This window comes from Paraburkholderia sp. 2C (assembly GCF_054589215.1).
The window spans coordinates 83,288-95,979 of sequence record NZ_BAAILL010000032.1 but is presented as its reverse complement, the minus strand read 5'-3'; the positions used below and the strand labels follow the sequence as shown (position 1 = coordinate 95,979).

General features: G+C 61.0%; 11 protein-coding genes and 1 pseudogene. 9 read left to right on the top strand and 3 right to left on the bottom strand.

Going from position 1 to position 12,692, the window contains the following annotated elements; genetic code table 11:
- Nucleotides 1-612 precede the first annotated feature (612 nt).
- Nucleotides 613-1,599, top strand: a complete 987-nt coding sequence (locus ACYPXD_RS08600) for a helix-turn-helix domain-containing protein (RefSeq protein ID WP_459709747.1) — start codon at nt 613-615, stop codon at nt 1,597-1,599.
- 158 nt (nt 1,600-1,757) lie between these two features.
- On the opposite strand, the gene ACYPXD_RS08595 is transcribed toward ACYPXD_RS08600, so the two are convergent.
- Entirely contained in the window at nt 1,758-2,162 is a 405-nt protein-coding gene (locus ACYPXD_RS08595; protein ID WP_459709745.1) for a hypothetical protein, read from the bottom strand.
- Nucleotides 2,163-2,539: 377 nt separating this feature from the next.
- Here ACYPXD_RS08595 and ACYPXD_RS08590 point away from each other — a divergent pair, with 377 nt between their 5' ends.
- The 8 genes and pseudogenes from ACYPXD_RS08590 to arcC all read left to right on the top strand — a co-directional run bounded on the left by ACYPXD_RS08590 (nt 2,540) and on the right by arcC (nt 10,760).
- Entirely contained in the window at nt 2,540-3,814 is a 1,275-nt protein-coding gene (locus tag ACYPXD_RS08590) for a multidrug effflux MFS transporter (RefSeq protein WP_459709743.1), read from the top strand.
- Nucleotides 3,815-3,919: 105 nt separating this feature from the next.
- Nucleotides 3,920-4,126 (top strand): annotated as a pseudogene (locus ACYPXD_RS08585) (amidase family protein); the annotation flags it as partial.
- A 73-nt stretch (nt 4,127-4,199) separates the two neighbouring features.
- Nucleotides 4,200-4,757, top strand: a complete 558-nt coding sequence (locus ACYPXD_RS08580) for a carboxymuconolactone decarboxylase family protein (RefSeq protein ID WP_459709741.1) — start codon at nt 4,200-4,202, stop codon at nt 4,755-4,757.
- 39 nt (nt 4,758-4,796) lie between these two features.
- Entirely contained in the window at nt 4,797-5,672 is an 876-nt protein-coding gene (locus tag ACYPXD_RS08575) for a helix-turn-helix domain-containing protein (protein ID WP_459709739.1), read from the top strand.
- A 288-nt stretch (nt 5,673-5,960) separates the two neighbouring features.
- Nucleotides 5,961-7,418: an arginine-ornithine antiporter gene (gene arcD / locus ACYPXD_RS08570; RefSeq protein WP_459709737.1), complete on the top strand. Its 1,458-nt coding sequence runs from the start codon at nt 5,961-5,963 to the stop codon at nt 7,416-7,418.
- A 20-nt stretch (nt 7,419-7,438) separates the two neighbouring features.
- Nucleotides 7,439-8,692 (top strand): arginine deiminase, encoded by a 1,254-nt coding sequence (gene arcA / locus ACYPXD_RS08565; RefSeq protein WP_459709735.1) that lies wholly within the window; start codon nt 7,439-7,441, stop codon nt 8,690-8,692.
- Between the two features lie 37 nt (nt 8,693-8,729).
- Nucleotides 8,730-9,740, top strand: coding sequence for an ornithine carbamoyltransferase (locus ACYPXD_RS08560; protein WP_459709733.1), 1,011 nt, complete (start codon nt 8,730-8,732; stop codon nt 9,738-9,740).
- 78 nt (nt 9,741-9,818) lie between these two features.
- Entirely contained in the window at nt 9,819-10,760 is a 942-nt protein-coding gene (arcC, locus tag ACYPXD_RS08555; protein WP_459711404.1) for a carbamate kinase, read from the top strand.
- 18 nt (nt 10,761-10,778) lie between these two features.
- On the opposite strand, the gene ACYPXD_RS08550 is transcribed toward arcC, so the two are convergent.
- Nucleotides 10,779-11,663, bottom strand: coding sequence for a hypothetical protein (locus ACYPXD_RS08550; protein ID WP_459709731.1), 885 nt, complete (start codon nt 11,661-11,663; stop codon nt 10,779-10,781).
- 102 nt (nt 11,664-11,765) lie between these two features.
- Complete coding sequence (locus ACYPXD_RS08545; protein WP_459709729.1) at nt 11,766-12,689, bottom strand: DUF2950 domain-containing protein; 924 nt, start codon at nt 12,687-12,689, stop codon at nt 11,766-11,768.
- Between the last annotated feature and the right edge of the window lie 3 nt (nt 12,690-12,692).

Sequence of the window (12,692 nt, the reverse complement as noted above, 5' to 3'; positions counted from 1 at the left end):
GAAGGGGACGGGGACCTCGGTGTTCGCGCACGCGCGCCGGGCAGCGAGGTTCCTTCGGTCGCGGACGATACGCTTGCGCTTCGCGGCCGGTTGCAACATGCAGGCATGCACGGATCGCACCGCGTTACTCAAATCGATCAATTGCAAGCGTTAGTCAATTTCTGGCAGTGCCCAGTCAAAAGCAGATCAAAGACGAATCAGTAGCGTACTCGCGCCACGCGTAATCGCATGCGTGTATCAACGATCTGCCATCCATACCAATATAAGCCTGAATGCTTATGCACTCTTAAAACTCTTTACCGCGAGTATCGGTACGTCACGCATGAGCTAATGGCAATGGCTTCTCCGTTGACAGCATATCTATATGGCCGCTAGTCTTCGCCCGTCAACTGCGTTGTGTTGACTTGCAGCAGTTTTTTCCCACTCGGATCTGTTGCATTGGCGCTAAGGTGAAGCGGGTATTACCGCTTGCCGCGCGAATGAAACCGGATTTGCCTGATCGTCGCAGCGCATTGACTGATTCCATCAAAAGTCAGGTGTGCTGCTTCTTACAAATGGATCGAATGCCCAATATCGCTATTCAACAGCCGTGCATTGCTCCCGTTGAGGCTCATGGACACTGAGCGCACCGCAATCGGCCCATTCGAGCTGAGCGGTGTTCGCACTGGCGCAGACCCGGTCGATCGCCGGCACCAGGAAGCGTTGCGCGTCGACGGCATGCTGGTTCAGTTCGGTCCGGGCGGCCCCGGCGATTCGACCGTGCGCAACTGGAGCCTCGGCCCGCTCGGGCTGATGCTGCTCGAAGTCGGCAATCTGTCGCTGACGCCCGATTCGACCTACACCGAGCGATTCGTGTATCTGGCCTTGATCCGCTCGGGCGGCGTCGCGATCGAAGCAAATGGGCAAAGGCATAACCTCGGCGCCGACAGCATGCTGCTGATCGATCTGGACGTGCCGCATATCCAGCACTTCAATCAGCATTCCGAGGCCATCGTGCTGAGGATTCCGCGCAAGGTTCTCGCGGACCGGGGCGGCTTTCGCGAACGGCGGCTCGGGTTGCTGACGCCGGACATGGCGGAGCCGGACGTACGCGCCGTGTGCGAAACCGTTGCGCTGATCAGCCGGCAAAGCGGGCATACGAGTATCGAGTTGCGTCGCCGGCAAGGCGAGCATCTGCTCGACATCTTCAGCGTGATCATCGACGATCCTTACGGGCTCGCGAGCCGGCGCAGCAGCAGTGCGACGCTGCTGCGCGCGAAGCGGTTCATCTCGCAGAACATCGGTAACGTCGACCTTAGCGTGAGACTCGTTGCGACTGCGGTGGGGACCTCGGAAGCGCATCTGCATCGTCTGTTTCGCGCGGATGGCCATTCGCTGATGCGCTATGTGCTGTGTCATCGGCTCGAACTCGCCGCCGAACTGCTGACACGTTCGAGCGAACGTCGCTTGCATATCAAGGAGATCGCTTACCGATGCGGCTTCCTGAATGCCGCGCATTTCAGCCGTGCATTCAGGCAACGCTTCGGCGTCTCCCCGAGAGTCGCGGCGACGTCGGGCCTCAAGATAGAGCGCAAGTTCGAAGATGATCCGGCTAACTGATCATCGCATTTCCCCTGTCATTTCCAGGTTTCTTCCACATCGATCTTCATAGCCGATCGGTGCGCTTTGCACGTCTCAGGCCAGTGATGAAATAGTCCTGATTTCGTCGGGCAAGAACAGAAAAAAAATTAGCTGGCCAATGATTCGGAATAGCCGCCTTATTCCGCCTGTTCTGGTTTCAGGTGCGCCGATCGTCTTTGACGTGTTTCCTTCCGCGCACCCCGGAGTACGCCTGATCGAATGTCCGGTTCGATTCGGCGACCGGTCGCCTTGTCCGAATGTCGTGCGGTGTGCCCGGCAAGGCTTTCTGCGCGTAAGAACTGTATAGGGCCGGCAATGCGTTGCTCATGCCGGCTACGTTCAAACAGGGAGGTGGGTATGGAGAAGATGATCAGCCGGCGCAGTGCCGGTATTCCGGTTTCGTTGCGCGCGGCGGTGCGGCCGACGCCTGGCGGCAGCGCATCGAGGTCCGCGTCGACAGCGACGGAACTGTCCGATTTGCAGCGTGTCCCGGCGTCGCCGGAGACTTGCGCGGCCGACTCGACGAGGTCGGTAAGGCTCAAGGCAACATGGATGCGAACCGTCGACGGTGCGCTCGTGTGCCGCTGGATCGAAAGCGCCGAACCCGAGCGTGGTGAGTGAAACAGAGCGCCACATTGCCCGCCTTGGCGAGCAGTTGAATGCGCAAGGACGGCTCGCCGCTGAACATTGGGAAAGCGCGATGCGGAAAATGCGCGTTCGCCGTGAGTCGGAAAGCATCCTGCGGAAATCCTGGCGGAGGACATCGCGCGTCTGATCGAAATCCAATGACCGTGCCGTGGGGACTCGCATCCGTTTGCGAAAGCTCAGGCACAATGTTGGTGTTCGACGCTAACATGCGGCTTTCAATGCTCAGGCCGCGTGTCACGCCGTCGCCGCGATCCGCTTCCACGATGCTTTCATGAAAGACGACCATCCCTCCAGCCGTTCCCCTCACCGTGCCTCATCCCCGCGCTCAAAGAACTCGCAACGCTTCCTGATCTTCCTGACCTGCCTGTTTACGTCCGCCGGTCAGCTTGCAATCGATATCTACGTGCCGGCGCTACCGGCGATGGCGCGCTTCTTTCAGACTTCGCCTCAGGCGATTCAATCGAGCGTGTCCGGCTTTATGGCGGCCTACGCATTCGGTCAGCTCGTGTTCGGACCGGTCGCCGACGCCTACGGGCGCAAGCGCGTGCTCGCGTTCGGGTTGATCGTGTACACGATCGGCTGCCTGCTGTCGCTTGCCGCGACGAATCTCGAAACTTTCGTGCTTGCGCGCTGTTTGCAAGGTTTCGGCATCGCCACGACAAACCTGCTCGCAAAAGCCATCACCACCGATTCATTCTCCGGTCAGGCGCTCATGCATGCGTTCACGTATCTTTCGATCGCATGGGGGCTTGCGCCGATCATTGCGCCCGTCATCGGCGCGCATCTGCAGACATGGTTCGGCTGGCAGGCGTGCCTCGTTTTTCTGCTCGTCTATTCGCTTCTGATGTGGGCGGTGTGGTGGCGCTATCAGGAAACGTTGCCGCAGCCCGTTCATCTCGAGGTGCGCACGCTCATGGCCAATGCGCGCAAGGTGCTGTCGAGCCCGGTATTTCAGAGCTGTTTTCTCGCGCAGGGCATCTGCTACAGCATCCTGCTCGTCTTCAATATCGTCGGTCCGTTCATGGTGCAGAACACGCTGCATAAGCCGCCGACGTATTTCGGCTATCTCGCGCTCGGCATCGGCATGGCCTACTTTATCGGCGGGCTGTCGAATCGAATTCACGGTCCGCGTCTGCCGACTCCCGAGCAGCGCTTGCGTATCGGCGCGCGCGTCATGGCGGGCACGTCGGTGGTCATGTTGCTGCTTGCGTTGACGGTCGGGCTGCGTGTGTGGACACTCGCGATACCGGTGGTCGTGATGGGCCTGTGCGCCGGCGCGATGTATCCGACGCTGATGGCCAAGGGCAATTCGCTGTTTCCGCATATCGCGGGCTTGACGGCTGCCATTCTCGGCTGCGCGCTGCTGCTCGTGTCGGCCGCGATGATGGGGCTCGCCGGTTTCGTCTCGGTGCATGTACTGACGCCGCTCGCGGTGTTCTTCGTGATTCTCGCGTTCACGGTCGTCGCGATGGTCACGAAGCTGCTGCGGCATCTTGCGCAATTGCAGAACGAAGGCATCGGGCGCCGTAGCGGCGAGGCCGTTTAACCGGCACAGCGGGCGGACATCAGGGCATCAGCGATTCAAGCAATTCAAGCGGCCGATTCGAAGCAATGCAGGGGACGTAACAGTCATCGATGGCGTAGCCGGTGTACCGAAATCGGCGGCTCGGTCCGCTATCCGGCGTATGCCTGCCGCGTGCACGGCATCAGGCCCGGCATCAGGCCCGGCATCGGGCGCGTGCCGGCGTTCAATGCGTCGTCGCCGGAGCGTCCGATCGGCGCGCAGTCAATGTCATCTGCGGGGCCGATCGCGCGCACGCTTGCGCCGCGCGCCGATTACATCCGGTGTAATTGGCGTACCGAACGATGGTCTCTACTCTCTGGTTTGTCGCGCCACCTGTCCGGTGGCGCTCATCGCCAAAGGAGCGACCATGTCCCGCTATCCCGTTCATACAATCGAATCCGCGCCCGCCCAGTCGAAGCCCGTGCTCGCGCAACTGCAACAGACGTTCGGGCTGGTCCCGAACGTCGCCGCCGCGATGGCCGCTTCGCCGGTTCTGATCAACGGGTTTATCGGGTTGTTCGAGCGCGTGCATTCGAGCAGTTTGAGCGAGCCGCAGATCCAGACCTTGCTGCTGACCAACGCGGTTGCGAACGCGAGCGAGTGGCCGGTCGCGTTTCACACCGCGCTCGCGCTGAAGCAGGGCGTTTCTCCCGCCGATGTCGATGCGATCCGGCACGGCCACCTGCCTGCCGACGCGAAACTCTCCGCGCTGTCGGCGCTCGCGCGCACGCTGATCGAAAAGCGCGGCCGTCTTGCCGAAGCGGACCAGCGGCGCTTTGTCGAAGCGGGTTTCAGCACGGAGCAGATACTCGAGGTCATCGCGGTGGTTGCCGCATCGACCATCACGAACTACGCGAGCGGCGTGACCCGGCCAGCACTCGAAGCGCGGTTCGAGGAATTCGCATGGCATGCTCCGAGCGTGTGAGTTCGCTATAGTCGTTGTTCTTCAACGAGAGGAAAACGAATGAGCGCGAGCAGCCGCGATCCGAAAGCGCCGGCGGGCGAACTCGGTAACCTGTTGCGTTATTGGCGCGACGTGCGCGGCATGAGTCAGCTCGATCTGTCGCTCGAGGCCGGTGTTTCGCAGCGTCAGATCAGCTTTATCGAAAGCGGACGCAGCGTGCCGGGCCGCGATACGCTGCTGACGCTCGCGCAAACGCTCGACGTGCCGCTGCGCGAGCGCAATGCCTTGCTGCTCGCGGCGGGATACGCGCCCCTCTATTCCGAGGCGCCGTGGAACGCGCAGGAAATGCATGGCGTGATTCGCGCGCTCGAGCGCGTGGTTCGCCAGCACGAGCCGTATCCGGCGATCGTGATGGACCGGCACTGGAACGTGCTGATGACGAACGACGCGGCGCCGCGCTTTTTCGGCTGCTTCATCGACATGGCGTCGCGCCAAGGCCCGCGCAACATGCTGCATCTGATGTTCGACCCGCGCGCCATGCGGCCGTTCGTGGCCGACTGGGAGACGGTTGCGCGAAGCCTGTTGCAGCGCGTGTACCGCGAATCGGTTGGCCGCGTGATAGACGGCGATACCGGCCGGCTGCTCGATGAACTGCTCGCGTATCCCGATGTGCCGCGCGACTGGAAAACCTGGAACGCACCGGGCGCCACGCCGGCGATGCCGGTCATTCCGCTCGGCTTTGTCAGCGACGGCGTCGTGCTTCGCTATTTCTCGATGGTCACGAGCGTCGGCGCGCCGCAAAATGTGGCCGCGCAGGAACTGCGCCTCGAATGCCTGTTTCCCGCTGATGAGGAAACCGAAGCACGGCATCAGGATCTGCTCGCGGCGCATTCGCGAGCGGTGCGTCGCCCGCAGGGTTGGACCAAAGGCCAATAGGAAATCGAATGACGGCTATCTATAAGTTAACTGTGAATCGTTCTAAACCGGATTTAACAAAATTTATTGAGATGTTTAACGAATCAGCTTCGTTTTAACAAGATTAATACTGCTTGTGGAGGGCGAAATTGTTTCCTATAACAAACAAACGAGTCAAAAATTTCCCTGATTAATTGCATTTTTATTAAAAAATAAAGTGCATCAGGATCGTGAAACTCACGATGTGTGAGGTCTTTCCATGCAGGGTTCGGCGCAACGGCTTTAAGTGTTTTCCGCAGGAGGGTAAACATGAACGAAGCCACAGGAATCAGCCACTCGGAGCCCACCACGCATAATCTGCGACTCGGCGCTTTGACTGCGCTGGTGATCGGATCGATGGTCGGCGGCGGCATATTTTCACTTCCCCAGAACATGGCCAACAGTGCCGATGTCGGCGCTGTATTGATCGGCTGGGTCATTACCGGCATCGGCATGCTGATGCTCGCGTTCGTTTTCCAGACTCTCGCGATTCGCAAACCCAATCTCGATGGCGGCGTCTATGCCTATGCGCAGGCGGGCTTCGGCGACTACATGGGATTTTCATCGGCATGGGGGTACTGGATCAGCGCATGGCTCGGTAATGTCGGATATTTCGTCCTGCTGTTCAGCACACTCGGCTACTTCTTTCCCGTGTTCGGCGAGGGCAACACGGTTGCCGCCATTGTCTGCGCATCGGTGGTGTTGTGGTGCGTGCATGCGCTCGTCTTGCGCGGCATCAAGGAAGCGACTTTCGTCAATCAGATTACGACGGTGGCCAAGATCGTTCCGATCGTACTGTTTATCGTGATCTGCGCATTCGCCTTCAAGCTGGATATCTTCACCGCGGACATATGGGGAAAATCCAATCCGAATCTGGGCAGTGTGATGAACCAGGTTCGCAACATGATGCTCGTCACGGTGTGGGTATTCGTCGGCATCGAAGGCGCCAGCATCTTTTCGGCGCGCGCGGAACGACGTAGCGACGTCGGCAAGGCCACCGTGATCGGTTTCGTGACGGTGCTGCTCGTGCTGGTATTCGTCAACGTGCTGTCACTCGGCATCATGACGCAACCTCAGCTTGCAAAACTGCAGAACCCGTCGATGGCGGGCGTGCTCGAAAGCGTCGTCGGTTACTGGGGCGCGCTGCTGATCAGCGTCGGTCTCGTTATCTCGCTCGCCGGCGCACTGCTGTCATGGGTGCTGCTGTGTGCGGAAATTCTGTTCTCCGCAGCAAAGGACCGCACCATGCCAGCGTTTCTTCGCAAGGAAAACGCGAATAACGTGCCCGCCAACGCGCTGTGGCTCACCAATGCGATGGTGCAGATATTCCTCATCATCACGCTGTTTTCGAAGGGCACGTATCTATCGCTGATCTACCTGTCGACATCGATGATTCTTGTGCCGTATTTCTGGTCGGTCTCGTATGCGCTTCTGCTCGCCGCGCGCGGCGAGAGTTACGAGCAGCCTGCGGGGCAGGGGCGGAACAAGGATCTGATCATTGCGGCGATCGCAGTGATCTATGCGCTCTGGCTGCTCTATGCGGGAGGCGTGAAGTACATCCTGCTCTCTGCGCTGCTCTACGCGCCGGGGGCCATTCTCTTTGCAAAAGCCAAACGTGAAAACAGGGAACCCGTTTTCACGACCATTGAAAAGCTGGTATTTGCCGCTGTCGTGCTTGCGGCAGTGGTTGCGGCATTCGGGCTTTACAGAGGGTTTCTGACGCTCTGATGCGGATAGGGGAGAACGCGATGAATACGGAGGTCAACCAGCTCGGGGCCTATTCCGAGGTCGGCAAGCTACGCAAGGTGATGGTGTCGTCGCCGGGGCTGGCGCATCAACGCTTGACGCCCGGCAACTGCGACGAACTGCTGTTCGACGATGTGATCTGGGTGAGCCAGGCGAAGCGCGATCATTTCGACTTCGTCACCAAGATGCGCGAACGCGGTGTCGAAGTGCTCGATGTGCATAACCTGCTGACGCAGATGCTCAACAATCCGGAAGCGCGCAAGTGGGTGCTCGACCGGAAAATCAACGACAACAGCGTAGGTATCGGCTTGAGCAACGAAGTGCGCGCGTGGATGAACGAAATGGAGCCGCGCAAACTCGCGGATTTCCTGATCGGCGGCGTATCGATCGACGACATCCCCGCGAGCGATGCACCGGCGCTGAAACTGTTCCGCGAATACGTCGGCTATTCGAGCTTCCTGCTGGCGCCGTTGCCGAACATGGTGTTTACGCGCGACACGACCTGCTGGATTTACGGCGGGGTGACGCTCAACCCGATGTACTGGCCCGCGCGCAGGCAGGAGACGTTGCTCGCCTCGGCCATCTACAAGTTCCACCCGAGCTTTGCCAACGCACAATTCGAAGTCTGGTGGGGCGACCCCGATACGGATCACGGCGCGTCGACACTCGAAGGCGGTGACGTGATGCCGATCGGAAAGGGCATCGTGCTGATCGGCATGGGCGAGCGTACGTCGCGCCAGGCGATCGGGCAAGTGGCGCGGGCGCTGTTTGCCAAGGGCGCCGTTCAGCAGGTGCTCGTGGCGGGGCTGCCAAAGTCGCGCGCGGCGATGCACCTCGATACGGTTTTCAGCTTCTGCGATCGCGATCTGGTCACGATCTTTCCCGAAGTGGTCAAACAGATCGTGACGTTCTCGCTCAGACCCGACGAGAAGAGCGGTTACGGCATGAGCATTCAGCGCGAAGACAAGCCGTTCGTGCAGGCGGTCGGCGATGCACTCGGCCTGAAAACCCTGCGCGTCGTCGAAACGGGGGGCAACAGTTTCGCCGCGGAGCGGGAGCAGTGGGACGACGGCAACAACATGGTCTGCGTCGAACCGGGCGTCGTGATCGGCTACGACCGCAATACGTTCACCAATACGCTGCTGCGCAAGGCCGGCGTCGAGGTGATCACGATCACGGCCAGCGAACTTGGCCGGGGCCGCGGCGGCGGCCACTGCATGACGTGCCCGGTTTTGCGCGACGCGGTCGACTACTGAAGCGCGGCAGCGACATCTCAATCGACGGAGACGACTCATGGCCTTCAATCTGCGAAACCGTAGCTTTTTGAGCCTGATGCACCACAGCACACGCGATTTGCGCTATCTGCTCGACCTGTCTCGCGACCTCAAGCGCGCCAAGTACGCGGGCACCGAACAGCAGCACCTGTGCCGCAAGGAGATTGCACTGATCTTCGAAAAGACCTCCACGCGTACGCGCTGTGCATTCGAAGTCGCGGCACACGACCAGGGGGCAAACGTGACCTATATCGACCCGACGTCGTCGCAGATCGGTCACAAGGAGAGCATGAAGGACACCGCCCGCGTGCTCGGCCGCATGTACGACGCCATTGAGTATCGCGGCTTCAGTCAGGCGACCGTCCAGGAACTGGCAAACTATGCCGGCGTACCGGTTTTCAATGGGCTGACTGACGAGTATCACCCGACGCAGATGCTCGCCGACGTGCTCACGATGCAGGAGCACGCCGATAAGCCGCTTCATGAGATCAGCTATGCGTATCTCGGGGACGCGCGCAACAACATGGGCAACTCGTTGTTGCTGATCGGTGCGAAGCTCGGCATGGATGTGCGCATCGGCGCACCGAAGTCACTGTGGCCGAGCGAGGAACATATCGCGGCCTGCCAGCAGTTCGCCAGTGAAAGCGGCGCGCGAATCAAGTTGACCGAAGACCCGAACGAGGCTGTCAAGAGGGTCGACTTCATTCACACCGACGTCTGGGTGTCGATGGGCGAACCGGTCGAGGCGTGGGACGAGCGGATCAAGGAGTTGCTGCCCTACCAGGTGAACCTGGCACTGGTGAAATCGACCGGCAACCCGCGCACGAAGTTCATGCACTGTCTGCCTGCCTTCCATAACAGCGAAACCAAGGTCGGCAAGCAGATCGCGGAACGCTATCCGCATCTGGCGAACGGGATCGAAGTGACCGAAGATGTGTTCGAGTCCGACTACAATATCGCGTTCGAGCAGGCTGAAAACCGGATGCATACAATCAAGGCAATTCTGGTTTCGACACTGGCCGATCTTTAGTCGCGTCGAGCGAGCGTTAAAGCAGTGCAAGCAGCTGCGGGAAGCGAAACCGTGGCTGCGCGTCTTCGGGAGGAATCTATCGTGCGCCTGGTCATTGCTTTGGGTGGGAACGCGTTATTGCAGCGCGGTCAGCCGATGACGGAAAACCAGCAGCGTGAGAACGTCAAGGTTGCGGCCGCGCAGATCGCGCGCGTCGCGACCGGCAACGAGCTCGTGATCGCGCATGGCAACGGGCCGCAGGTGGGCCTGCTGGCCCTGCAAAGCGCGGCCTACAAGGAGGTCGCGCCGTATTCACTGGATGTCCTCGGCGCACAGACCGAGGGCATGATCGGCTATCTGATCGAACAGGAATTGGGCAACCTGCTGCCCTTCGAGGTGCCGTTCGCCACGATCCTGACGCAGGTCGAAGTCGATCCCGCGGACCCGGCATTCAGTCATCCTACGAAGCCGATTGGGCCTATCTACACGAAAGAGGAAGCGCTGCGGCTCGCGGAAGAAAAAGGCTGGAGCATTGCGCAGGACGGCAACAGCTACCGCCGCGTGGTGGCAAGCCCAAGACCACAGCGGATTTTCGAAATCCGGCCTGTGAAATGGCTGCTCGAAAAGGGCACCGTCGTGATCTGTGCGGGCGGCGGCGGCATTCCGACATGCTACGGGGACAACCGCCAGCTGCGCGGCGTGGAGGCGGTGATCGACAAGGATCTCTGCTCCGCGCTGCTGGCGCAAGAGCTTGGCGCCGATCTGCTGGTGATTGCGACGGACGTCGATGCGGCCTATGTCGACTGGGGCAAGCCGTCACAGAAGGCCATTTCGCGCGCGCATCCCGACGAGCTCGAGAAACTCGGCTTTGCGTCCGGATCGATGGGGCCGAAGGTGGAGGCGGCGATCGAATTCGTCCGCAAGACCGGGAAAGATGCCGTGATCGGCGCGTTGCCGGATATCGTGGCGATCGTCGAGGGCGCCGCCGGCACGCGGGTCACCGTGCAGAGCGCCGGAATTCAATACCAATCGCGTGCCTAGTGTGGCCCTGATGCGATCCTAGCGCGGTATCGGCCGCGGCGCGCGGCCCGGCTGCGTGGACGCCGGCGACGGCACGACAGGCGGCGGGGCGTCGCGAGCCGGCGTTTCGCTTTCGTCGATCGCATGAAGGATGGTCAGAAGCAGAATGAAATCGCGGTCGGGATCGGGCATCGACAGGATCGCGTGCAAGGTCACGCGCGTTGCCCAGCATGCATCGCCAGGCGTCGCCTGCGCAGGGTTGGACGTATAGCTTTCGAAGCGCGCAATGCTGTATGCGTCGCCGCCCAACTGGGCAAAGAGTGCGCGCGAGAGATGATATTGCGCCGATGCGTACTGCGCGCGCGTCGGCAAAACAACAGGCGCGTTGAGCGCATCGCTTACCAGCACCTTCGAGAGCAGTTCGAAATATTGCGCGACGTCGGGTTCGGACATCTCGCGCAGCGAGATCCGCGCCATGACGTCGCTCAGACTGGTCAGCCCGAAGCAATTGACCGGCACCAGTTCATCGAGAAACTTCGTCATCAGCGCAACGTAGCGGAGCCTGTCGGCGGCGGGAAGCCGCACGAGCCCGTTCGTCATGATGATTTCGCGCAGTTGCGGATCGAGAAAGATCCGGCCCACGCCCTCCGCACCGCCTGGGATGGCCGACGTGATAAGCGGGTCTTGCCGGATCCGGTCGACCCACACGCGAACGATCTGCGCCTTGTTCGAAGCGGGATCGACGCCCTGTGCGCGAAACATCCGATCGAAAAAGCGCTGCTCCGGTTGCGACGATAGCGTCGGAAGCGCCGCATCCTGCGGTAACAGCACGGTGTCCCAGTTGTAGCGCAGTGCCGCGTCGGCCGGGGCGGGCGCAACGAGCGCGAGGATGAACGGGATGAGGCAGACGGCGAACCTGATCATGTGTTGCCTCCCCGAAGCGAGCGAGGCGGCGTGGAGCGTGGCCAATGCGGGGCCGTCAGTGCAGGAGGGCGGTCAATGCCGAGCCGTTCGCATCGGTTCGCCTCAGGGCGCGACTTTCTTCCAGCCGGGTCCGGGGTCGAACGACTTCATCGCACTGGCGGTGGCCGCGCCATCCGGGCCCAGGTCGCGCTCGTAGACCTGTCCTGCATGGCTCACCATAAAGCTCTTGATGCCGGTGTCGTCGTAGCGCGCGGGCCACGCGATGACCGCGAAGCCGCCGAACAGGCGGCCGTGCGTAAGGTAGTCATAAGCGCCGCCCGGTGCGTGCGGGCCTTGCGATGTCAGCAGCTTGTAGTGGTAGCCGTAGTACGTGCCTTTTTCGGCGCTGCGCGAACTCGCCTTCATAAACGCCGGGCCCAAGGGACTTGGCGGTTCGCCCGGCTGCGTCGGCCAGTACAGGCCGTCCTGCTTGCCCGGCGAACTCGACAGCTTCGACGCATAGGCGAGCAAACCGTCACCGTCGTGATCGGTCGTTGCGTATTCGCGCTGTGCGTCGTAGACGGCGAGCATGGCCTGGATCACCGCGAGTTCATTGCGCCCGATGCGGCGCTGGCGCATTTCCTCCACGCCCGCGCGCGTATCGAAGCGCCACCCTTGCGCGGATTTCACGAGCGGAATCGGGAAGGTCCAGCCGTCGTTGCCGACGGCGATCCGGGCATGGGTGTCGTCGACCGTCTGAACGGTATGCGATATGCCCCATTCGTCGACGAAGCGGTCGCGCACCTCGGCGCCGACCGGTGGAATCAGCTGGCGAAAGTCGTTGCCGAAGATCGCTTGCAGCGAACTTTCGCGGTTGTCGATGATCGCCTCGCCGAAAGCGTCCATCGCCGCCTCCGGAGTACTGAAGATTTTTTCCGCGTGAGCGGCGGACATCGTCATGGCGCCGAACGCGCATGCCGCAGCGAACACGCGAAGCGTGCCGGCAAGTGCCGCGCCCAGCATGCTGAACCTTGACCATCGCTTCATGCC

Coding starts and splice junctions, on each gene's coding strand:
- arcD (WP_459709737.1), top strand. CDS start 5,961: ATGAACGAAGCCACAGGAATCAGCCACTCGGAGCCCACCACGCATAAT.
- ACYPXD_RS08600 (WP_459709747.1), top strand. CDS start 613: ATGGACACTGAGCGCACCGCAATCGGCCCATTCGAGCTGAGCGGTGTT.
- ACYPXD_RS08590 (WP_459709743.1), top strand. CDS start 2,540: ATGAAAGACGACCATCCCTCCAGCCGTTCCCCTCACCGTGCCTCATCC.
- ACYPXD_RS08580 (WP_459709741.1), top strand. CDS start 4,200: ATGTCCCGCTATCCCGTTCATACAATCGAATCCGCGCCCGCCCAGTCG.
- ACYPXD_RS08575 (WP_459709739.1), top strand. CDS start 4,797: ATGAGCGCGAGCAGCCGCGATCCGAAAGCGCCGGCGGGCGAACTCGGT.
- ACYPXD_RS08550 (WP_459709731.1), bottom strand. CDS start 11,663: ATGATCAGGTTCGCCGTCTGCCTCATCCCGTTCATCCTCGCGCTCGTT.
- arcA (WP_459709735.1), top strand. CDS start 7,439: ATGAATACGGAGGTCAACCAGCTCGGGGCCTATTCCGAGGTCGGCAAG.
- ACYPXD_RS08560 (WP_459709733.1), top strand. CDS start 8,730: ATGGCCTTCAATCTGCGAAACCGTAGCTTTTTGAGCCTGATGCACCAC.
- ACYPXD_RS08545 (WP_459709729.1), bottom strand. CDS start 12,689: ATGAAGCGATGGTCAAGGTTCAGCATGCTGGGCGCGGCACTTGCCGGC.